We start from the raw sequence: 23,520 nt of genomic DNA on the forward strand, positions 1-23,520 counted from the left end.
CCTAATTTCCTAGACCTAAACGTTCGCCCGCATAGGAACCGTCTTGTACGCGGCGCCACCACGTTTCATTGTTCAAATACCACAGCACTGTTTTGCGGATACCTGATTCGAAGGTTTCTTGTGGCGTCCACCCCAATTCGCGCTCAATCTTCGCGGCATCAATGGCATAACGCATATCATGCCCCGGCCGGTCTTTCACATATGTGATTAAATCACGGTAGTGCGCCACACCTTGTGGCTTCTGCGGGTGCAGCTCTTCAAGCAGATCACAAATCGTTTCTACAACGTCAATATTACGGCGCTCATTATGGCCACCAATATTATAGGTGGTGCCAGGTTGCGCGGTTGTCGCAACTAAATGCAGTGCGCGTGCATGGTCTTCAACAAACAGCCAGTCACGAATTTGCTCACCTTTCCCATAAACAGGCAGAGGTTTACCGGCTAAGGCGTTCAAAATAATTAAAGGGATCAATTTCTCAGGAAAATGATACGGCCCATAGTTATTTGAACAATTAGTGATCATCGTTGGCAGGCCATAGGTTCTTTGCCATGCACGAACTAAATGGTCACTCGATGCCTTCGAGGCTGAATAAGGGCTACTTGGTGCATAAGGCGTGGTTTCTGTGAAGAAACCATCTGGCCCCTCTAGGTCACCATACACTTCATCTGTTGAGATATGGTGAAAACGGAAAGCCGCTTTTTTCTCATCATTCAGTGCAGACCAGTAATGACGTGCCGCTTCTAACAGTGTGTAAGTGCCCACAATATTAGTTTCGATAAATGCCGCAGGGCCATCAATTGAACGGTCAACATGGCTTTCTGCCGCTAAATGCATCACGACATCGGGTTGATATTGTTCAAAAACAGCATCTAATGCAGCTCTATCACAAATATTCACCTGCTCAAAAGCATAGCGCTGGTCACTCGCAACCATTGTGAGGGACTCTAAATTACCTGCATAAGTCAGGCAATCCACCACAACCGCACTGTCATCCGTGTTCTCAATAATATGACGAACAACTGCGGAGCCGATAAAACCAGCGCCTCCAGTGATTAAAATGCGTTTCAACGCCATACTCCTTTTGTATCCACAACCCATTTTTGTGGGATTGTAGAACCTTGGATACCTTTGAACACATTGTGGTCAACTAACATTAAGATCACATCCGCTTCATTAACGGCTTGTTCAATCGAAACCAGCTCAGAAATACCTTTTAAAGAGGTCGGTAATTCATGGATGTGTGGTTCAACCGCATACGTTTTACCTGGGTTCCAGTTCGCCACCATTTTGGTGATGTGCATTGCTGGGCTTTCACGTAAATCATCAATATTCGGTTTAAATGACAGGCCGAAACAGGCAATTGTCACTTCACTGGCTTTTTTACCTGTTTCCACTAAGCAATCAGCGACCGCCGCTTTTACTTGGTCAACAACCCAAATAGGTTTGCCATCATTGACTAAACGCGCGGTATGAATGAGGCGTGATTGTTTCGGGTTTTGTGCAACGATAAACCATGGGTCAACCGCGATGCAGTGCCCACCAACACCCGGACCGGGTTGCAAGATGTTAACGCGTGGGTGGCGGTTCGCAAGGCTGATCAGTTCCCACACATTGATATCTTGTTCCGCACAAATTAATGATAATTCATTCGCAAAAGCAATATTCACATCACGGAAGCTATTTTCCGTTAGCTTACACATTTCTGCGGTTCTTGAGTTAGTAATTACACACTCACCTTCAAGGAAAATATTGTATAGCTCACTTGCGCGCAGAGAAGATTTTGGCGTCATACCACCAACAACACGGTCATTTTTAATTAATTCGACCATCACTTGGTCCGGTAACACACGCTCAGGGCAGTATGCCACATCGATATCTGCATCTTCCCCTGCTTGGTGGGGGAAAGTTAAATCAGGGCGAGCAGCTGCCATCCACTCTGCCATTTGCTCTGTTGTGCCTACTGGCGACGTCGACTCAAGGATGACTAAATCCCCTTTCTTCAACACCGGAGCAACAGACTCAGCTGCAGCACGTACATACGCGAGGTCAGGTTCGTGCTCACCTTTAAATGGGGTAGGCACAGCAATCAGATAAGCATCTGCAGGTTGCGGCTTAGTAAAGGCTTTCAGATGGCCTTCTTCAACCGCCTTTTTGACCACGATATCCAGTTCTGGCTCTACAATGTGGATTTTACCTTGGTTAATAGTCTCAACGGCATGTTGGTTAACATCGACACCAACCACTTGTTTTTGACGTGATGCAAAGGCGGCTGCTGTTGGTAAACCAATATAACCAAGGCCAATAACAGAAATAGTTTCAAAACTCATAATTTCACCTGATTACTTTTCAATGCTGCAAGAATACGCTGACATGCATGACCATCCCCATAAGGGTTATGTGCGCGGCTCATTTCGTGATACTCCGCGTCATCTGTCAGTAACCGATTAACTTCTTTCACAATTTTTTGTGTATCTGTTCCCACAAGACGAACTGTTCCTGCATCAACCGCTTCTGGTCGTTCTGTCGTATCTCTCATCACCAAAACAGGCTTACCGAGAGAAGGCGCTTCCTCTTGAATACCGCCAGAGTCTGTTAAAATCAAATAAGCATGGTTCATTAAATAAACAAACGGCAGGTAGTCTTGGGGACTAATTAAAATAATATTATCAATATCATGCAGTATACGTTTAACAGGCTCACTCACATTTGGATTTAAGTGAACAGGGTAAACAACTTGCACATCTGGATGTGCTTGTGCAATTTCTGCTAGCGCATGACAAATACGTTCAAAACCGCCACCAAAACTTTCACGGCGATGACCTGTGACTAAAATCATTTTTTTATTGGGGTCGATAAACGGATAATTTGCAGCCAGTTTTTCCATCATATGCTGGTCGCTCATAACTTTATCACGTACCCACAATAGCGCATCAATGACACTATTCCCGGTGACAAAAATATGGCTATCAGGAATAGACTCTTTTAACAGATTTTGGCGTGAATTTTCGGTTGGGGCGAAATGATACATCGCTAAATGCCCAGCAATCTTACGGTTTGCTTCCTCAGGCCATGGGGAATACAGGTCTCCTGTACGTAACCCAGCTTCCACGTGCCCTACAGGTATACGATGGTAAAATGCCGCAAGGCTAGTTGCCATCGTCGTTGCTGTGTCGCCATGAACAAGAACAACATCCGGTTGAAAATCAGCAAAAACGCTTTTCAACCCTTCAAGAATACGACATGTGATATCCGTTAAATCTTGCCCTGGCTTCATAATATTGAGATCGTAATCTGGAATGATCTCAAACAGTTTCAGTACTTGATCTAGCATTTCACGATGCTGTGCTGTAACACAAACTTTAGCTTCAAAATCTGCATCTTCAGCTAATGCATGAACCAGTGGTGCCATTTTAATGGCTTCAGGTCGTGTGCCGAATACAGTCAATACTTTCACAGTGACTCTCTTATATTTATCTTTCGCAGTGAGCTGCTTTGTATAATCTTAATAACTTTATATGCCACTGGTAAATTCACCAGTGGCTTATCCCAAAATCAAGATGGGCGGCGGCGAGCAAGTACCACACCGGCACCTACTAACATTCCTATGGCTCCCCATAGAACCATCATAAAGGCTCGACGAGGACTATCGCGTTTAACGGGCTCTTCAGGCGTTCGTAAATAGCGATATGCTTGAAAATTATCTTGGAGGGTAGGCCCGACGCTCAATGTTGATAACATGGCAATATTTTGATCGTAATCACTGTCGTGATCGGGCCCAGTTGCTTTCAATGTTTCAATCTGTGCTTGTAATAAAGGGGCACCTAACATAAACATTTTAGAATCTGGAATTTCATCCACAGGCGTTGCACTTTGATTACGTACAATACCTTGTTTTTCAGCAACTTTTAGTGCTTGTTCTAAAGCATTCAAACGTCGTTCATAAGCAGCTTTTGCCACCATATCTTCACGTTTAACCAATGCCTTCATGGATTGCATTTTCGTTGCCCATGTACCTTTAATTTCATCATTGAGATTAGCTGTGGCACGTTGGTTAGCGAACTGAATATATTGACGTAGTAACTGGTTCGCATCTGCGGAAGTTTCCGCTACTAACTTAATGCTATCTGTTAAATTTTTGACTTCATCTGCTGGCGTAAACTCAATATCATTGATGAGCTCATCCAATAATGCGGCATCTGCTTTAGGGTCATTCTCTAAACGCTGCTTATAGTAATCCGTATTTAGCCAAAACTGACGACGCGTATCATAAGAGCCGAGCTGCTTTGTGAATTCTTGATAAGCTTCTTTTGCGATTGTTGGTAATTGCCCTTCTTGCCCCGTAGTATTAATACGGGAATCGAGGTTGCGCAGAAATTGTTGCTGAGAATAATAACTTCCCAGATTATTGACGGTTGGTAAATCCGTAATTGCTGTCGCACTCCACTTTGGCTGCATAAAATAGGACGCTCCCAAAGCAATTGCTGCAAAAATAACAGCAAATGCAACGATCCAAATTTTACCTTGCCACAGTGAGCGACATAAACCACGGATATCCAATTCCGGCTCTATTGGCGATTGATACTGACTCGGTTGTGTTTCTGAGTTATTCACTGCACAGAACCTCTATTTTCGTTTTGTCGTTACCGTACTGCTCCTCTGCGTGCTCTACGTCTTACTCGTTTAATAAAACGGGCGACTTTCCAAGCTCGTTTGATGCAGTAACCATACATCATAAATACAAGCAAAAATAATGCCAACATTACCCATTCAGGTACAAATGTTAAGTGTTCACCAATAATACCAACACACGCTAAAGCAGCCGCTGATAAGGTAATCAGTACGAATGCTCCTTTTGGAGTAAAGCCAGAACGCATAATTAAATGGTGAATGTGCTGGCGATCTGGTGAGAATGGGCTCATGCCTTTGCGAATACGACGATACATAATGGCAACCATATCCATTAGTGGGATCGCAATAATCCACAAAGCGGTAACTGGGTTAATTGGATGTACTTCCTCTTGGGTCGAAGCGACAAGGATCCAAATAATAGTGAACCCAATCAATGTACTTCCCGCATCCCCCATGAAGACTTTAAAACGACGACCTAGCACACCTAAATTCAGAAGAATATAAGGAAGAATAGCGGCAATAAAGGCAAAACACCAAAATGCTAACGCGTAGTTACCGTTTTGATATAACAAAAAGCCAAGAGCGCCAAAGGAAACAGACGATAAACCACCAAGCAGTCCATCAATACCATCAACCATATTAAAAGCGTTAATTGCTGCCCATACAGCAAATAAGGTCACGATATAACCGAATGGACCCAGTACGAGTTCCCATGGACCAAAGGCATGACCAAGTGATTCGAGTTTCAACCCTGCCGCTGTCATCATCACAACAGCCACGATCGCTTGGATACCTGCCCTTAATTTCACACTAATGTCAAACCTATCATCTAATGCGCCGATAAAGACGAGTAATCCCGCACAAGCGATGTATAGCCACTTATGAGGAATGTATTCTCCTGTAATATAAAATGCGAAACAGATCCCAAAAAAAACAGAAATTCCCCCAACAAGAGGAACTAATCCTACGTGTTTCTTTCTGAAATTAGGTTTATCAACTAACCCGATTTTTATTGCAACAACTCGAGCCAAAAAAATAAAAACTAATGAAAACAAGAAAACGTAGAAGAGATTGGTTACAAAGTGTATGGTGTCCACTGTTCGACTCTCTTAATCTTTATATTTAACTTTCAAAACTAATTTTTTAGCGAATGCCGGTAAATAAGCATACGCCAATGCATTATCATCTTAGTACTCAAATCCGCTATAAGACGAATCTTCATTCATGAAGAAATCCCTGTCATTATTAGTTCATACACTTTATTAGTGTTTTTGATTTAATAATAGAGTATCCGTAATTTTATACTGAATAAGTGCAATATGCATGCCATAAAAGCAATACTCCAAAATTGAGTTAGCCGATTGATGCTTAAATAGGCATTTAATGATTAGATAATAAAGTGATGCAAATAAATTTAGCACTAATCACAAAATAAACATAAAAATAACATTCATCTTTTAGTTCAATACGTTACCGTATATGCGTTGGTGTTTTTATCATTTATGATTAGTGTTTTAATAAAAACATCGCCTATTTATTCAATGTTATTTATAAACAAAGCAATAAAACAGCATCTTAATCCATTGAAATTCAGCCAGCAAAATATTGAGCTTTACTTAATATGATATGTTTTAATTTTTATGTGCGACCGCCGCGTATAAAAACAAAAAAATAGGTGCCATAACAGACACCTATTTTATAAAATACGAAAAGTTTTAACGGTAACGGTTAGGCTCTTTTCATAAAGTCAAAGAACTCTTCGTTAGTTTTCGTCATCGCTAATTTACTGATGAGGAACTCCATGGCATCGATTTCGCCCATTGGGTGAATAATCTTACGCAGGATCCACATTTTTTGTAATTCATCTTGCGATGTCAGTAACTCTTCTTTACGCGTACCTGAACGGTTGTAGTCTATCGCAGGGAAAACACGTTTTTCTGCAATTTTACGAGATAGGTGCAGTTCCATGTTACCTGTACCTTTAAACTCTTCGTAAATAACTTCATCCATCTTAGAGCCTGTATCAACCAGTGCGGTTGCAATGATTGTCAGGCTTCCACCCTCTTCAACATTACGGGCAGCACCAAAGAAACGTTTTGGACGATGTAATGCATTCGCATCCACACCACCGGTTAATACTTTACCGGATGAAGGTACAACGGTGTTATATGCACGGGCTAGACGCGTAATAGAGTCGAGTAAAATGATAACGTCTTTTTTATGTTCAACTAGACGTTTCGCTTTCTCAATCACCATTTCAGCGACTTGAACGTGACGTGCTGCAGGCTCATCGAAAGTTGAAGCAATGACTTCACCTTTAACTAAACGCTGCATTTCTGTCACTTCCTCAGGACGTTCATCGATCAATAGAACCATCAGAACGCAATCAGGATAATTGTGAGCAATATTTGCTGCAATATTTTGCAGTAACATTGTTTTACCGGCTTTCGGTGGAGCAACAATCAGGCCACGTTGACCACGACCGATTGGAGCCGCAAGATCCAGCACACGTGCAGTTAAATCTTCAGTTGAACCATTACCACGTTCCATGCGCAGACGATTGTTAGCATGTAAAGGAGTTAAGTTTTCAAAAAGGATTTTACTACGTGCGTTTTCAGGTTTATCGAAGTTAACTTCGTTGACTTTCAGGAGGGCAAAATAACGTTCACCTTCTTTAGGGGGACGGATTTTTCCTGAAATTGTGTCACCTGTGCGTAGGTTAAATCGGCGGATTTGGCTAGGAGAAACGTAGATATCATCAGGGCCTGCGAGGTAAGAACTGTCTGCTGAACGGAGGAAACCAAATCCATCCTGCAATATTTCCAGTACGCCATCGCCGAAAATATCTTCGCCACTTTTCGCATGCTGCTTCAAAATAGAGAAAATAATATCCTGCTTTCTCATACGGGCTAAGTTCTCTAGCCCCATGTTTTCGCCTAACGTAATCAATTCTGATACTGGCGTATTTTTTAATTCGGTAAGATTCATAATGGTGGGTTCTTTAACTCGGGGTAATTCTCGAACTATGAACGTAAATTGACGGCAGCTTATTAATAAGTGCCAGTTTAACTTTATACTGCCCTGCTGATCGCTAATTTTCATTAGAAGCAAACAGCAATGCAAAAAAATCTTGTGCTAGCCATTACTAAGATTGCTCTAACATTTGGCTACAACTCATCTTGATGATGTGTGGCATATTATTAGAAACACACACAATATTAGCAATAGTTTTTTGTACATTTAGGACAACATACATCCCAATATCGCAAATTTAAGGTCAAATTAGCATTAAAAAACACATAATTGCTCAATGCCAACCTTCTCCCACTTCATTTTTATATCCAAAAGATATAAACACATTGAATTTCATGATGTTCGTTTATGCACTATCTTTAATTCATATGAAGAGTACATTGAAACAGAAGATATTGAATACTGCTATAACTCAACGTCTAAACTTTCAATTTCATATTTAAAATCATTATGTCATCAGTTTTTGAACAAAAAATATCACAATACTGAACTAACAAGCTAGATATATAAGATAAGAGCAATGGAATACAAGGTAATTCATATGGGTGCTATACGAGGAATAAAGATAACTTATCATGCTTAAGTGAAGACGTCTAGCGGCTCTCTAGATAAAATAGATATACCGCTAAACGTTTTAGCTTACATATAACGATAACTTACAGATTTTCGTCTAAAAATTCTTTCAGTTGCGTTTTTGATAATGCACCGACTTTCGTTGCCGCGACTTCACCATTTTTGAATAAAAGCAAGGTCGGGATGCCACGAATTCCATATTTTGGAGCGGTGGCTGGGTTTTCATCAATATTCAGTTTTGCGATAGTCAGTTTGCCTGTATATTCTTCAGCGACTTCATCAAGAATAGGCGCGATCATTTTACAAGGACCACACCATGCTGCCCAAAAATCGACGAGAACAGGTGAACTTGCGTTCAAAACTTCAGTTGCAAAACTTGCATCAGTTATCTTTATAATTTTATCGCTCATGTTGTACTCCAAGGGGTCATCTTTTGTAGACTTAGTGTAACATTATTGGCAGCAGTATGCTTTATTTCAAAAGATACACTTTCGTAAACCAACCGTTAACTGATATTCTAACATACTATGAGTAAAGCACACTTGACAGAAAAGAAGTTTTCCGACTTCGCATTGCACCCTAAAGTCATTGAAGCTCTAAATAAAAAAGGCTTCAATTTTTGCACGCCTATTCAGGCGTCCACCTTGCCTTTTACTGTCGAAGGCAAAGACGTGGCGGGTCAAGCGCAAACCGGTACAGGTAAAACGTTAGCTTTTTTAACGTCTACATTCCATTATTTATTAACTCACCCCGCAATTGAGGGTAAAAAAGCGAATCAGCCTCGTGCACTCATTATGGCACCGACACGCGAGCTCGCTGTACAAATCTATTCAGATGCTAAAGAGCTCGCTGAGTACACTGGCCTGAAAATGGGTTTAGCCTACGGTGGTGACGGCTATGATGAGCAACTGAAGGTTTTACAAAATGGTGTTGATATCCTTATTGGTACAACTGGCCGTTTAATCGACTACGCAAAACAAGGCCATGTCGATTTAAGTGCAATCCAAGTTGTGGTACTCGATGAAGCCGACCGTATGTATGACCTTGGTTTCATTAAAGATATCCGCTGGATTTTCCGTCGTATGCCAGGTGCGGCAGATAGGCTTAATTTGCTATTTTCTGCAACTTTATCTTATCGCGTAAGGGAATTAGCTTTCGAACAAATGAATAACCCTGAATATGTTGAGGTCGAACCTTTGCAAAAAACAGGTCACCGTATCAAAGAAGAGTTATTTTACCCTTCTAATGAAGAAAAAATGCGCTTGCTCCAAACGCTTCTTGAAGAAGAATGGCCAGAGCGTTGTATTATTTTCGCCAATACAAAACACCGTTGTGATGATATTTGGGCCCATTTAGCTGCCGATGGTCATCGTGTCGGTTTATTAACTGGCGATGTCGCACAGAAAAAACGGCTACGTATATTAGAGCAATTCACACAAGGCCATTTAGATATTTTAGTGGCAACTGATGTTGCAGCACGTGGTTTACATATTCCATCCGTCACTCATGTCTTTAACTACGATTTACCTGATGACTGTGAAGATTATGTTCACCGTATTGGCCGTACTGGTCGTGCCGGTGAAAGTGGAAACTCAATTAGCTTAGCCTGTGAAGAATATTCACTTAACTTGCCTGCTATTGAAGAATATATCCAACACTCAATCCCTGTTAGTAAATATAACAGTGATGCATTATTGAGCGATTTACCTGCACCAAAACGCCGTCATCGCCCACGTCCTGGAGGCCCGCGCCGTAATTCAAATTCGCAGCGTCGCCACAATGGCCCACGTAACAACCATAAACGTCCAGGCTGAGTAAAAACGATATGCTGAAATCTTCTTCTCTTTATGCCGCCATCGATTTAGGATCAAACAGTTTTCATATGCTCGTTGTACGTGAAACTGCTGGCAGCATTCAGGTCATCTCTAGGGTTAAACGCAAAGTTCGTCTTGCTGCAGGGTTAGATAACAACAACCTGCTTTCTGAGCAAGCAATGGCGCGAGGCTGGCAATGTTTACGCCTGTTTTCGGAACATTTACAAGATATTCCGAACACACAAATTCGTGTTGTCGCAACAGCGACTTTGCGTATAGCTAAAAATGCCGATATTTTCATCGAGAAAGCCAGCCAAATTTTAGGAAACCCTGTTAAAGTCATTCAAGGGGAAGAAGAAGCTCGCTTAATTTATCAAGGTGTCGCACATACAACTGGCGGGCCAGATCAACGCTTAGTGGTTGATATTGGTGGGGGAAGTACTGAGCTAGTTACGGGTACAGGCGCAAAAGCAGAGCAACTCTACAGCCTTGAAATGGGGTGTGTAACTTGGCTTGAGCGCTACTTTGGCGATAGAAGTTTAACAGAAGAAAACTTCGCTGCGGCTCAAACCGCTGCCCATCGTGTCATCGCCCCTATTGCTGATGCTCTCAAAACACATGGGTGGAAGATATGTGTTGGTGCATCCGGTACTGTACAAGCGATTCAGGAAATCATGATTGCCCAAGGCATGGATGAACTGATCACGCTTTCTAAATTACAACAGCTTAAGCGCAAAGCCATTCAATGCCAAAAACTTGAAGAGCTTGAAATTGACGGTTTAACCTTCGAACGCGCTCTTGTCTTTCCAAGCGGCTTATCTATTCTGATTGCTATCTTTGAAGCATTAGACATTGATAACATGACACTGGCAGGCGGTGCACTTCGTGAAGGTCTTGTCTATGGTATGCTACAGCTTCCTATTGAGCAGGATATTCGCGCTCGTACCGTCCGCAATATTCAACGACGCTTCCAAGTCGATATCGAACAAGCTAGCCGAGTTCGTCAACTTGCAGAATATTTTTATTTACAAGTCGCGAAAGATTGGGGCTTAGATGCACGCTGTCGTGATTTACTATCGAGTGCATGCGCCTTACATGAAATCGGCTTGAGTGTGGATTTCCGTAAAGGTCCCGAGCACGCGAGTTACCTCATAACACACCTTGATTTACCTGGTTTCACACCAGCTCAAAAACGGTTACTTGCCGCATTATTGATAAACCAACAAGGCCCTGTCGATTTAACGCCGTTGAGCCAACAAAATGCGCTCTCCATGCAGCATGCATATGATCTATGCCGTTTACTTCGCCTTGCCATTATTTTTGCGAGTCGGAGACGGGATGATACTTTGCCTGCATTAAGACTTAATGTGAATGCGCAAAGATTAACCATCACGCTGCCTTATCGTTGGTTATCTGATCACCCTTTACGAGCAGAAAATTTACAGCAAGAAGTTCAATGGCAGGGCTATGTAAATTGGGTTTTAGAACTGGAAGAACGTAATAGTTCAAATTGATAATATTTTCCACACTAGATCTACCCTAGTGTGGAAATTCAATTAGTTGTGGTTACTCACTTTTTTTATTTAACCCTAAACGTGCTTTAATATCCGCTAACGCTGATTGCCCTTTCTGCATACGTTCCTGCGCACTAACCACTTTACGCTGCTGCTCCCATTGCAAATCATCTTGTGGCAATTCAAGAAGAAAACGGCTTAATTCAGGACGGATTAATTCACCATATTGACGACGTTCACGACAATGAGAAAAAAATAGCTCTCTTTGTGCCCGCGTAATTCCTACATAGGCTAAACGGCGTTCTTCATCAATATTATTTTCATCAATACTACTTTGGTGTGGCAGCAGTCCCTCTTCCATGCCAACCAGGAAAACATAAGGAAATTCAAGACCTTTAGAGGCATGTAACGTCATAAGCTGAACTTGGTCTGATTCTTCATCATCTTCACCACGCTCCATCATATCGCGCAGCGTAAAACGTGTGACAACTTGGCTCAATGTCATTGGGTCATTGAGATCATCACCTTCCACCATTTCACTCATCCATGTGAACAATTGGTTGACGTTTTTCATTCGCATTTCAGCCGCTTTAGTACTGGTTGACGTTTCATATAACCAGCTTTCATAATCCATTTCGCGCAGTAAATCACGCACCGCAATTAAAGGTTCACGTTCCGACGTTCGCACAATACTATCCATCCAGTGAGTGAAACGCTGTAATGCTTCCAGCCCTTTGCCTTTTAAGCTTTGTTCAAGCCCTAGATCAAAACTGGCTTGATACAAGCTTTTGCCCCGCTGGTTTGCCCATTCCCCCAATTTTTGGATAGTTTTGGGGCCAATCTCTCGACGTGGAGTATTGACGATACGTAAAAAAGCACTGTCATCTTCAGGGTTCGTCAATACTCGCAAATAAGCTAATAAGTCTTTGATTTCAGGGCGAGAGAAAAACGAAGTCCCCCCCGAAATGCGATACGGAATGCGGTTTTGCATCAACATTTTTTCAAAAATACGCGATTGATGATTACCACGATACAAAATGGCGTAATCTTTATATTCCGTCTTATTAATAAAGTGATGAGCAATAAGCTCCCCAATCACCCTTTCAGCTTCGTGATCTTCATTATTTGCAGTAAGGACCCTCAGTGGCGCACCATATCCCAATTCTGAAAACAGTTTCTTTTCAAATACATGAGGGTTATTGGCAATTAAAATATTCGCAGCTTTTAAAATTCGTTCGGATGAACGGTAATTTTGCTCAAGCTTAATGACATTTAACTTAGGGAAGTCTTGATTCAATAAAACTAAATTTTGCGGCCTTGCGCCACGCCATGAATAGATTGACTGGTCGTCATCCCCCACAACCGTAAACCTTGCCCGCTGCCCCACAAGCAATTTAACCAACTGATATTGACTCGTATTGGTATCTTGGTACTCGTCCACCAGCAAGTAACGAATTTTTTGCTGCCAGCGTTCGCGCACTTCTTCATTCTGATATAACAACAGGGTAGGTTTGCTGATTAAGTCATCAAAATCCAGCACATTGCAGCTTTTCAGATGAAGTTCATAGCGGCGATAACACTCGGCAAAGTGATGCTCTTTCTCACTCCGTGCTTGGCCTATGACTTGTTGTGGGGAGATGAGATCATTTTTCCAATTTGAGATCGCCGAGATCAATTGTTTGAGTAAGTCTTTATCTTCTTCCAATAAATCAAAGGTAAGTTCTTTCAGCAACGCCATCTGGTCTTGGTCGTCAAATAGCGAGAAATTGGCTTTAATACCCAGCGCTTTATATTCACGCTTAATAATTTCTAACCCTAATGTATGGAAAGTAGAAATAATTAAACCGCGAGCTTCTTTTTTCCCCAATGTCTGCGCCACGCGCTCTTTCATTTCCCGCGCCGCTTTATTGGTAAAAGTCACCGCGGCAATTTGCCGAGGCTGATAGCCACATTGGCGAATTAAATGCGCAATTTTATTGGTAATAACACGTGTTTTGCCTGACCCCGCCCCCGCCAATACAAGGCACGGGCCATCGACAAATTCAACTGCCTGCTGTTGGCTTGGGTTTAATCGCATGGCTTCTCTACATCACTCAGTTATTCAAAATAGAATTCGCTACAGATTGTAGCAGAAACCGAACCAACTCTAGAGCAACGATCTTCTCTATTTATAAAAAACAAAAAACCACATCATTCCTAGAAACAATGTGGTTTATATCAAAATGTATTTTTCTAAACTATTGCAAGAGAAAACATGGTGATTATCCAAAGCATTTCGCGTTCTAGGTAGGAAGCAAATAAGATTATCCCAAGGAGCATACTGAAGTATGTGACTTGTGTAATCTTAAGAAGCTGACACCCCTAGAGCGTGAAAGGGGAAGGATAATGAGTTAGCCGACTGCAATCTTCTTCATATCCGTCATATATCCCCGTAAAGTCTTACCGATTTTCTCAATCGGATGATTACGGATAGCTTCATTGATATCACGTAACTGTGCGTTATCAGTGCCATTATCTGCAACTGGCTTCGCTAAATCCCCTGCTTGTAATTTCGTCATGAAATCTTTCAGCATTGGTACAACTGCAAATGAGAACAGATAGTTACCATATTCTGCAGTATCAGAGATAACCACGTTCATTTCATATAAACGTTTACGAGCAATAGTGTTCGCAATCAGTGGTAATTCATGCAGTGACTCATAGTAAGCCGATTCTTCTAAGATACCTGCTTCTAACATCGTATCGAACGCTAACTCAACGCCTGCTTTAACCATTGCAACTAACAGAACACCGTGGTCGAAGTACTCTTGTTCCGCAATTTTCCCATTATATTCAGGGTAATTTTCGAATGCCGTTTTGCCGGTCTCTTCACGCCATGTCAGCAAGTTTTTATCATCATTTGCCCAGTCTGCCATCATGGTTGCAGAAAATTCGCCTGAAATGATGTCATCCATATGTTTGTGGAACAATGGCGCCATGATGGTTTTCAGTTGCTCGGATAACGCATAAGCACGCACTTTCGCAGGGTTAGATAAGCGATCCATCATCAGCGTGATACCGCCTTGTTTCAGCGCTTCAGTGATAGTTTCCCAACCAAACTGAATTAATTTACCTGCGTAGCCTGGCTCAACACCGTCTGCGACCATTTTGTCGTAGCTCAGTAATGCACCCGCTTGCAACATACCACACAGAATCGTTTGCTCACCCATCAGGTCAGATTTAACTTCTGCAACAAATGAGGATTCCAGAACACCTGCACGATGGCCGCCGGTTGCTGCTGCCCATGCTTTAGCAATCGCCATACCCTCACCTTTCGGGTCATTTTCTGGGTGTACTGCAATTAACGTTGGAACACCAAAACCACGCTTGTATTCTTCACGAACTTCAGTACCTGGGCATTTTGGCGCTACCATCACAACAGTGATATCTTTACGAATTTCTTCGCCAACTTCAACAATGTTGAAGCCATGTGAATAACCCAGTGCTGCACCTTGTTTCATCATAGGCTGAACAGCGCGAACAACAGCTGAATGCTGTTTGTCCGGCGTTAAATTAATAACCAAATCAGCGGTAGGGATCAGCTCTTCATAAGTCCCAACTTTGAAACCATTTTCTGTCGCTTTGCGCCATGAAGCACGTTTCTCTGCAATTGCTTCATCACGTAATGCATAAGCAATATCTAAACCTGAGTCACGCATATTCAGGCCTTGGTTCAAACCTTGTGCTCCACAACCGACGATGACGATTTTTTTACCTTTCAGAAAACCTGCTTCATCTGCAAACTCTTCGCGCTGCATAAAACGGCACTTGCCTAACTGAGCTAACTGCTCACGCAAATTCAATGTGTTAAAATAATTCGCCATTGTCATACTCCATTGTTCTGTTGTGTTCGTTATGTCAGGCAGTCTGCCTGTCGCTCATTTTTGAGCGTTTATGGATTTACTATATGCGATGTTTCGCATTGCTTAAATTGATATATTAACAATACAATGTTGCAATATCTGCAACATCATTAATGATTTCATTAGAGGGCAAAATGGATATTCGCGATCTCAAGCTTTTTTTACATTTAGCACAAAGTTGCCACTTCGGGCGAACATCTAAAGCGATGCATGTCAGCCCTTCCACATTGTCTCGACAAATACAACGCCTCGAAGAACAGCTTGGTCACCCACTGTTTGTGCGTGATAACCGCTCCGTCAAGCTGACCCAAGCAGGAGAGCACCTTAAGCAATTTGCCCAACAAACATTATTGCAATATCAACAGCTGCAACATGCTCTCAATCAACAAAGTCCATCCCTCAGCGGAGAACTGCACCTTTTTTGCTCAGTTACGGCTGCTTATAGTCATTTACCCGAAGTTTTAGATAAATTCCGTGCGCTGCACCCATTAGTTGAAATTAAACTCACGACAGGGGACGCAGCTGATGCTGTTGAAAAAGTGGAAACGCATGAGGCTGACCTTGGTATTGCAGGCAAACCCGAGCGCTTACCTGATAACGTCCGTTTTGCAAAAATCGGCGAAATCCCTCTCGTTTTGATTGCTCCATCACTACCCTGTGCTGTACGAAGCATGGTGACAGAAGCGGAACCTGATTGGTCTACCGTCCCCTTCATCCTGCCTGAACACGGCCCATCTCGTAAACGTATCGAACTTTGGTTCCGTCGCCATAACATCAATAACCCTGTTATTTACGCGACGGTATCAGGCCATGAAGCTATTGTGTCAATGGTCGCTTTGGGATGTGGTATTGCCTTGATCCCCAGTGTGGTCGTTGATAACAGCCCAGAGCCCGTGCGTAGCCGTATTTCACAACTCGATAATATCTCAATGGTTGAACCCTTTGAACTCGGCGTTTGCCTATTAAGCAAACGCCTGAGTGAACCATTAATTAAAGCGTTTTGGGAATTGCTCCCAGACAACTCAATCTAAGCTTCTTTGGCTATCTTGCGGCGCTAAGAAAAAACGGAAAGATGGGTTTCCTGTTTCATCATGATATTCATAACCTAGCGCATCAAGATGCCTATCAAAACGCACTTCCGGCCCAGCTAATTCAAATGCCGCCAGCACTCGCCCATAGTCTGTACCATGGCTGCGATAATGAAATAATGTAATATTCCAATGAGTTCCAAGAGTCTCTAAGAATCGCAGTAATGCACCTGGAGACTCAGGAAACTCAAAGCTATACAGTCTTTCATCTAATGGCTTTGATGGACGACCACCAATCATATAACGCACATGAAGTTTGGCCATTTCATCATCAGATAAATCATCAACTTCATAGCCGTTACTTCTGAGTTCTTGGATAATCTCTGAACGTTCTCCATCACGACCACTTAAACGCACCCCAACAAAAATACATGCACGATCAGGGTCTGCATCCGTATAACGGTAGTTAAATTCAGTAATCGCTCGATGGCCTAATAACTGGCAAAAACGTAAAAAGCTCCCTTTTTGCTCAGGGATAGTCACTGCCAGTAACGCTTCTCGTTGTTCTCCAATTTCACAACGTTCAGAAACATAACGCAGCCCGTGAAAATTCATATTCGCACCGGACAAAATATGCGCTAAACGCTCACCTTTGAGGTTGTGCTGCTGTACATATTTTTTCAATCCAGCCAATGCCAACGCACCTGAAGGCTCTGCTATAGCACGAACATCTTCAAAAATATCTTTCAGTGCTGCACAAATAGAATCGCTATCAACCGTGATAACATCATCAACATATTGCTGGCACAACCTGAAGGTTTCATCACCAATGCGTTTTACCGCGACACCTTCGGCAAATAGCCCGACACGAGGTAGATCCACTGGATGCCCTGCTTCTAACGCTGCTTTCAGACAGGCTGCATCTTCGGATTCAACGCCAATGATTTTTATTTCAGGCATTAATTGCTTGATAATCACAGCGACGCCCGCGATTAACCCACCGCCACCCACAGGGATGAAAATACGGTCTAAGTGAGCATCTTGCTGTAATAATTCAAGTGCGATAGTGGCTTGGCCAGCTATGACAGCAGGATGGTCAAAAGGGGGAACAAAGGTATATCCTTCTTCCGCTGCCATCGCGATTGCTTTAGCTTTCGCTTCATCAAAGTTCGCACCGTGTAGAATAGCTTCACCGCCAAAACTGCGCACTGCATCCACTTTGATGTCTGCAGTTGCAATAGGCATAACAATTTTTGCCTTCACACCTACACGGCTCGCTGACAACGCGACACCTTGAGCATGATTGCCCGCAGAAGCGGTTACAACCCCCTTCGATTTTTGTTCATCCGTTAAGCCAGCAATCATCGCATATGCGCCACGAAGCTTAAAGCTATGAACAGGTTGCCTATCTTCGCGCTTGACTAAAATGGTGTTACCCAAGCGTGAAGATATTTTATCCATCTGCTGAAGAGGGGTTACTTGTGCAGCCTCATAAACCGGCGCACTCAGCGCCGCTTTTAAGTAATCTGCTCCGGTTGGGGCAACCGGTAATGGTTTTGCTGCCGCCACAATTAGCCCCCTAGTTTCGACTTGTCACGAACCGCACCTTTGTCTGCACTCGTTGCCAAAGAAGCATAAGCACGCAGAGCAAAAGAAACCTCACGCTGACGATTACGCGGTGTGTAAGCTTTATCGCCTCGAGCTAACTCAGTTTCACGACGTTGATTCAATTCGCTTTCACTAACATCCAGCACTATCGTTCTCTTTGGAATATCAATATCAATAATATCGCCATCTTGAACTAATGCTAATAAGCCACCACTCGCTGCTTCTGGGGAAATATGACCAATCGAAAGACCTGAACTACCACCAGAGAAGCGACCATCTGTGATCAATGCACAGCTTTTGCCTAATCCCATTGATTTCAGGTATGAGGTTGGGTATAGCATCTCTTGCATGCCCGGCCCACCCTTAGGCCCCTCATAACGAATAACCACGACATCGCCTTCAACAACTTTTCCACCGAGGATCGACTCGACGGCATCATCTTGGCTTTCAAACACTTTGGCTGGGCCACGGAATGTTAAGCTGCCTTCATCAACCCCTGCTGTTTTAACAATACAGCCATCTTCTGCAATATTTCCAGACAGGACGGCAAGGCCACCATCCAAACTATACGCATGCTCAATACTACGGATACACCCATTTTCACGATCAGTATCCAATGACGGCCAACGGCAATTCTGTGAAAAGGCTTTTGTCGTGCGGATCCCTGCAGGACCTGCGGAAAACATCGATTTGACAGACTCGTCCTTTGTTAACATCACATCATATTGCGCTAATGTTTCTTGGAAGCTGAGCCCTAAAATATTAGTCACATTTTCTTGTAACAAACCTGCACGGCTCAGCTCACCTAAAATACCGATAACACCACCAGCACGGTGAACATCTTCCATATGGTATTTTTGAGTACTCGGTGCAACCTTACACAGATGCGGGACTTTACGTGATAAGCGGTCGATATCATCCATGGTGAAATCGATCTCTGCTTCCTGAGCGGCTGCAAGTAAGTGCAAAACGGTGTTAGTTGAACCCCCCATAGCAATATCCAACGTCATCGCATTTTCAAATGCGGATTTATTAGCAATATTGCGTGGTAACGCACTTTCATCATCTTGTTCGTAATAGCGTTTGGTTAATTCAACAATGCGCTTACCTGCATTAATAAATAACGTTTCGCGATCTGCATGAGTTGCTAATAATGAACCATTTCCTGGTTGGGATAACCCCAGCGCCTCAGTTAAACAGTTCATTGAGTTTGCAGTAAACATACCAGAGCATGAACCGCAAGTAGGACAAGCGGAGCGCTCAATTTGCTCGCTATCTGCATCGCTCACATTTGGGTTTGCCCCTTGGATCATCGCATCAACCAAATCGAGCTTGATAATTTGGTCTGAAAGCTTGGTTTTACCCGCTTCCATCGGGCCACCCGAAACGAAGATCACCGGAATATTCAAACGTAATGACGCCATCAACATACCCGGCGTGATTTTATCGCAGTTTGAAATACACACCATGGCATCCGCACAGTGGGCGTTCACCATATATTCTACGGAGTCTGCAATTAATTCACGGGAAGGTAAGGAATACAACATTCCGCCATGTCCCATGGCAATCCCATCGTCAACAGCAATCGTATTGAACTCTTTCGCAACACCACCTGCATTTTCAATTTGCTCTGCAACTAATTTGCCTAAATCACGGAGATGTACGTGACCTGGAACAAACTGTGTGAATGAGTTAACAACCGCAATAATGGGCTTTCCAAAATCAGCATCGGTCATGCCTGTTGCACGCCATAATGCACGAGCCCCAGCCATATTACGACCATGAGTTGTTGTTGCTGAACGGTACTTAGGCATATCTTTAACTCCCGTGTTTAAAACAGGCGGGGAACGTCCGCCTGTAACATCTATTTCAATTTAATTATTAAGGGTTTACTGGATCTAACCAGCCCCATTTATCTTCTGTCGTACCATCAAATAAGCCAAAGAACGCCTGCTGAATTTGCTTGGTTACTGGACCACAACGACCAATGCCGACTTGGATACCATCAACACTACGTACTGGGGTAATTTCGGCAGCAGTACCTGTCATAAAGACTTCATCAGCAAGATAGAGAGATTCGCGTGATAGCGTTTGCTCACGAACTTCGATACCCATATCTTTTGCTAAGGTTAAAATTGCATCGCGTGTAATACCCGGTAATGCAGATGATGTGAACGGAGGCGTATACAGGATGCCATCTTTCACCTCAAAAATATTTTCCCCCGCACCTTCTGAAAGATACCCATGAACATCGAGTGCAATACCTTCTTGGTAACCATGACGACGTGCTTCACTACCAACCAGCAATGAAGACAGGTAGTTACCACCCGCTTTTGCCCCCGTAGGGATAGTATTTGGTGCAACACGATTCCAAGAAGACACCATAGCATCAATGCCTTGGTCTAACGCTTCTTCACCTAAATAAGCACCCCATGGGAACGCAGCTAAAATCACATCAGTGTTATAACCGTCTGGTGGGTTAACACCCATACCAACATCACCAATAAATACCAATGGGCGAATATATGCACTGACTAAGTTATTTTTACGCAGAGTTGCACGACATGCTTCCATTAACTCTTCCACGCTGTAGCTGACAGGCATACGGTAAATTTTCGCTGAATCATGCAAACGTTGCATATGCTCACGGTGGCGGAAGACCACGGGACCTTTGTGTGAGTCATAACAACGGACGCCTTCAAACACTGATGTACCATAGTGCAGAGCATGAGACATAACATGAACCTTTGCATCAGCCCATGGCGTCATTTCACCGTTAAACCAAATAAAGTCAGCTTTCTTAGTCATTTGTATATTCCTTACATTGCACTTTGTGTGCGTAATAGTCGTGATTCTTGTTGTCGTACTTCAACTTCTGTAATGTCTGAAAGCTTAGTTAACTGTGCACAAAGCTGGGTTAATGGCCTTTGACTACTTACAGTAAGTTCAATATTAACATTGTCGCCGTCTGTCGATTGTCCCATATTCATGGCATTAATACGAAATCCACGATGGCGAGTGACCCTTAATATACGCTCTAAAACCTCAGGACGGAAACGGGCCAATATCGAGATTTGATGTTGCATCATAATGGTTTCTCCATCATTTTTTCATTACTAGCCCCGGGCGGAACCAACGGCCAGACATTTTCTAGTTCATTAATTGATACCTGTAATAAATAGGCACCTTCGCTATTAAGTAATTCATCTAATGCCGCATTAACTTCCGACTTATCTGTGATCCGTTGGCCTTTAATACCAAACGCGCTGGCTAATGCCACAAAATCTGGGTTATCCGTCAAAATCGTTTCACTATAACGCTGCTCAAAAAACAGTTCCTGCCACTGGCGAACCATGCCTAAGCGCTGGTTATCGATTAAAAGAATTTTTACAGGAAGTTGCTTACGTTTGATCGTTCCTAGCTCTTGGACATTCATCATGAATGAACCATCTCCTGATACACAGACAACCGTATCTTCAGGCCTAGCAACCTGTGCACCAATTGCAGCAGGGATACCAAATCCCATGGTTCCAAGCCCACTTGAGGTTAAGAAATTTTCAGGGCCGTCAACGGTGATATGTTGTGCCGACCACATTTGGTGTTGCCCTACATCGGTAGTAACAACCGTATTCGGCTTCATTTTATCCGACAGTTGTTTAAGTAACAGTGGTGCATAAATAGGCTCGCCAGGATGGTCATAACGCCAACCGAATTCTTTTTTAAGCTGTTGAACTTCCTGCTGCCAAGGTGCAATTGATTTTTTAAGCATTAATTCAGGCAGTAATACTTTTGCATCACCATGCAACGCAACATGAGTTTGACGCAATTTATCCAGTTCTACGTGATCAATATCGATATGAATCACTTTGGCGTTCGGTGCAAACGTATTTAACTTACCTGTTACCCTATCATCGAAACGAGCACCAACAGCGATGAGTAAGTCACAATGTTGTACAGAGATATTGGCAGCCTTAGTACCATGCATGCCTAACATACCTAAATAGTTTTCATCTAAAGGGCTTACAGCACCAAGCCCCTTTAATGTTGCAACTGAAGGAATACCTGTAAACTCAATAAATTCACGTAATTCTTTAACGGCACCAGACATTCCAACACCGCCACCAACGTATAGCATAGGCTTTTCTGATTGTTCTAATAACATTCTTGCCTGTTGTATTTCCGATAAAGGCGAGGTGACTTCCTGCTCTACTGGCATTAAAAACGGAGACAACTCAGCTTGTTGTAGCTGAATATCTTTCGGAATATCAATCAGTACAGGACCAGGACGCCCACTATTTGCGATTGCGAAAGCCTCAGAAAGAATACGAGGTAAATCCTCGATATCTTCAACCAAAAAACTGTGCTTAGTACAAGCTAAGGACAACCCTAAAACATCGATTTCTTGGAAGGCATCAGTGCCAATAAACTCAGAAGCGACTTGCCCAGTAATCGCAACAACAGGTACGGAGTCTAATAATGCATCAGCTAATCCCGTGATAACATTTGTTGCGCCAGGGCCAGATGTTGCGATACATACCCCTGTTTTTCCTGTTGATCGTGCATAGCCAATCGCAGCAATTACAGCACCTTGCTCATGTCGGCACAACAAATGCTCAACGCCACCATCATACAATGCATCATAAACTGGCATTATTGCGCCACCAGGATAACCAAATACGGTATCAACCCCCTGTGCTCGCAATGCTTGAACTAACCATTGTGCTCCGTTCATGCTTTATCTCCTGTCCGTCACTTTATCTATTTGTATTTGTTATGTTTTATTTTTTGTGTTTGCATTAATCAACATTCATATCAAAAAAAACCCCGCGCCTTTCGGTGCGGGGTTCTCGTAAGATCTGGCTGTTATTTTAGCCTTCGTCGTCCAAGTGCAGCCCCGCACGGTGGGATAATAATCACCACCACGCTAATAATAATTAGGCTAACTGCTTGGATAAATGCGTTCATGTATTTTACTTTTTCAATATTCTTAATTATCTATTATTTAGAGTTATCATTTTAAAATTGCTTTGACAACTTTTATTTAGTTTATTTATTCACAAAACATTAAATCACTTCAAAATCAAATATATATAATTAAATTAGAATTATAAACTACCTAAATACCAATTACTCAGTAATATTCAATAGAATACACAGCATAATCAGCTACATCATCCATGCCAATCATCTAACACAATTAAAATTAACATAGAGAAATTAATTATTTTTTCTTATTAATTTTCAAGATCAGTATAGTTTTAATTCTTTATAGCATATTAACAACCCTAGTTATAACAAGGCCTAGAAGCTGTTCGCAGTAAATTGAAACGGCCCTGTAACTAAGTAATTAAATTGTCGAGCAGCTTCGCAAACATATTATTCACCCAAGATAAATAAACTTACTTCCAGCAGAATATT

The 23,520-nt window shown here is 42.6% G+C and carries 18 protein-coding genes; 3 read left to right on the forward strand and 15 right to left on the reverse strand.

The window, feature by feature from the left end; genetic code table 11:
* Position 1 precedes the first annotated feature (1 nt).
* The 7 genes from rffG to trxA all read right to left on the reverse strand — a co-directional run bounded on the left by rffG (position 2) and on the right by trxA (position 8,646).
* Positions 2–1,075 (reverse strand): dTDP-glucose 4,6-dehydratase, encoded by a 1,074-nt coding sequence (rffG, locus tag M0M83_RS19270; protein WP_213913406.1) that lies wholly within the window; start codon positions 1,073–1,075, stop codon positions 2–4.
* Positions 1,066–2,328, reverse strand: a complete 1,263-nt coding sequence (wecC, locus tag M0M83_RS19275) for a UDP-N-acetyl-D-mannosamine dehydrogenase (protein WP_248467212.1) — start codon at positions 2,326–2,328, stop codon at positions 1,066–1,068. Before wecC ends, rffG begins: the two co-directional genes overlap by 10 nt.
* Positions 2,325–3,455 (reverse strand): non-hydrolyzing UDP-N-acetylglucosamine 2-epimerase, encoded by a 1,131-nt coding sequence (wecB, locus tag M0M83_RS19280; RefSeq protein WP_125894351.1) that lies wholly within the window; start codon positions 3,453–3,455, stop codon positions 2,325–2,327. The genes wecC and wecB overlap by 4 nt, the downstream gene beginning before the upstream one ends.
* 98 nt (positions 3,456–3,553) lie before the next feature.
* On the reverse strand, positions 3,554–4,612 hold the full coding sequence (wzzE, locus tag M0M83_RS19285) for an ECA polysaccharide chain length modulation protein (RefSeq protein ID WP_213913408.1): 1,059 nt from the start codon (positions 4,610–4,612) through the stop codon (positions 3,554–3,556).
* A 29-nt stretch (positions 4,613–4,641) separates the two neighbouring features.
* A complete protein-coding gene (gene wecA, locus M0M83_RS19290) occupies positions 4,642–5,727 on the reverse strand; it encodes a UDP-N-acetylglucosamine--undecaprenyl-phosphate N-acetylglucosaminephosphotransferase (RefSeq protein ID WP_102139866.1) in 1,086 nt (361 codons plus the stop codon).
* A gap of 631 nt (positions 5,728–6,358) precedes the next feature.
* Positions 6,359–7,618, reverse strand: a complete 1,260-nt coding sequence (gene rho, locus M0M83_RS19295; protein WP_004915469.1) for a transcription termination factor Rho — start codon at positions 7,616–7,618, stop codon at positions 6,359–6,361.
* 701 nt (positions 7,619–8,319) lie between these two features.
* A complete protein-coding gene (gene trxA / locus M0M83_RS19300; RefSeq protein ID WP_125894355.1) occupies positions 8,320–8,646 on the reverse strand; it encodes a thioredoxin TrxA in 327 nt (108 codons plus the stop codon).
* A 117-nt stretch (positions 8,647–8,763) separates the two neighbouring features.
* Here trxA and rhlB point away from each other — a divergent pair, with 117 nt between their 5' ends.
* Positions 8,764–10,050, forward strand: a complete 1,287-nt coding sequence (gene rhlB / locus M0M83_RS19305; protein WP_125894357.1) for an ATP-dependent RNA helicase RhlB — start codon at positions 8,764–8,766, stop codon at positions 10,048–10,050.
* An 11-nt stretch (positions 10,051–10,061) separates the two neighbouring features.
* Positions 10,062–11,564 carry a guanosine-5'-triphosphate,3'-diphosphate diphosphatase gene (gene gppA / locus M0M83_RS19310; RefSeq protein ID WP_125894359.1) on the forward strand — a complete coding sequence of 501 codons (1,503 nt, stop codon included), beginning with the start codon at positions 10,062–10,064 and terminating at the stop codon, positions 11,562–11,564.
* A 52-nt stretch (positions 11,565–11,616) separates the two neighbouring features.
* Here gppA and rep read toward each other — a convergent pair whose 3' ends face one another.
* Positions 11,617–13,641, reverse strand: a complete 2,025-nt coding sequence (gene rep / locus M0M83_RS19315) for a DNA helicase Rep (RefSeq protein WP_213913409.1) — start codon at positions 13,639–13,641, stop codon at positions 11,617–11,619.
* A 313-nt stretch (positions 13,642–13,954) separates the two neighbouring features.
* Entirely contained in the window at positions 13,955–15,427 is a 1,473-nt protein-coding gene (ilvC, locus tag M0M83_RS19320; protein ID WP_125894363.1) for a ketol-acid reductoisomerase, read from the reverse strand.
* Between the two features lie 173 nt (positions 15,428–15,600).
* Here ilvC and ilvY point away from each other — a divergent pair, with 173 nt between their 5' ends.
* Complete coding sequence (gene ilvY, locus M0M83_RS19325; RefSeq protein ID WP_004906122.1) at positions 15,601–16,497, forward strand: HTH-type transcriptional activator IlvY; 897 nt, start codon at positions 15,601–15,603, stop codon at positions 16,495–16,497.
* Here the strand turns inward: ilvY and ilvA are convergent.
* From ilvA to ilvL, 6 genes are all read right to left on the reverse strand, one after another.
* Positions 16,489–18,063: a threonine ammonia-lyase, biosynthetic gene (gene ilvA / locus M0M83_RS19330; protein ID WP_248467214.1), complete on the reverse strand. Its 1,575-nt coding sequence runs from the start codon at positions 18,061–18,063 to the stop codon at positions 16,489–16,491. The two genes, ilvY and ilvA, sit on opposite strands and share 9 nt — an antisense overlap.
* 2 nt (positions 18,064–18,065) lie before the next feature.
* Complete coding sequence (gene ilvD / locus M0M83_RS19335) at positions 18,066–19,916, reverse strand: dihydroxy-acid dehydratase (protein ID WP_213913412.1); 1,851 nt, start codon at positions 19,914–19,916, stop codon at positions 18,066–18,068.
* 67 nt (positions 19,917–19,983) lie between these two features.
* Positions 19,984–20,910 (reverse strand): branched-chain amino acid transaminase, encoded by a 927-nt coding sequence (locus M0M83_RS19340; protein ID WP_125894369.1) that lies wholly within the window; start codon positions 20,908–20,910, stop codon positions 19,984–19,986.
* Positions 20,911–20,921: 11 nt separating this feature from the next.
* Positions 20,922–21,191, reverse strand: a complete 270-nt coding sequence (gene ilvM / locus M0M83_RS19345) for an acetolactate synthase 2 small subunit (RefSeq protein WP_102139856.1) — start codon at positions 21,189–21,191, stop codon at positions 20,922–20,924.
* The gene (gene ilvG / locus M0M83_RS19350; RefSeq protein WP_248467215.1) at positions 21,188–22,834 is read right to left on the reverse strand and encodes an acetolactate synthase 2 catalytic subunit; all 1,647 of its coding nucleotides are present in this window, start codon (positions 22,832–22,834) and stop codon (positions 21,188–21,190) included. Before ilvG ends, ilvM begins: the two co-directional genes overlap by 4 nt.
* A 131-nt stretch (positions 22,835–22,965) precedes the next feature.
* The gene (gene ilvL / locus M0M83_RS19355) at positions 22,966–23,067 is read right to left on the reverse strand and encodes an ilv operon leader peptide (protein ID WP_071524553.1); all 102 of its coding nucleotides are present in this window, start codon (positions 23,065–23,067) and stop codon (positions 22,966–22,968) included.
* Positions 23,068–23,520 lie beyond the last annotated feature (453 nt).

The sequence above is a fragment of the Providencia rettgeri genome, assembly GCF_023205015.1.
Lineage (GTDB): Bacteria > Pseudomonadota > Gammaproteobacteria > Enterobacterales > Enterobacteriaceae > Providencia > Providencia rettgeri_E.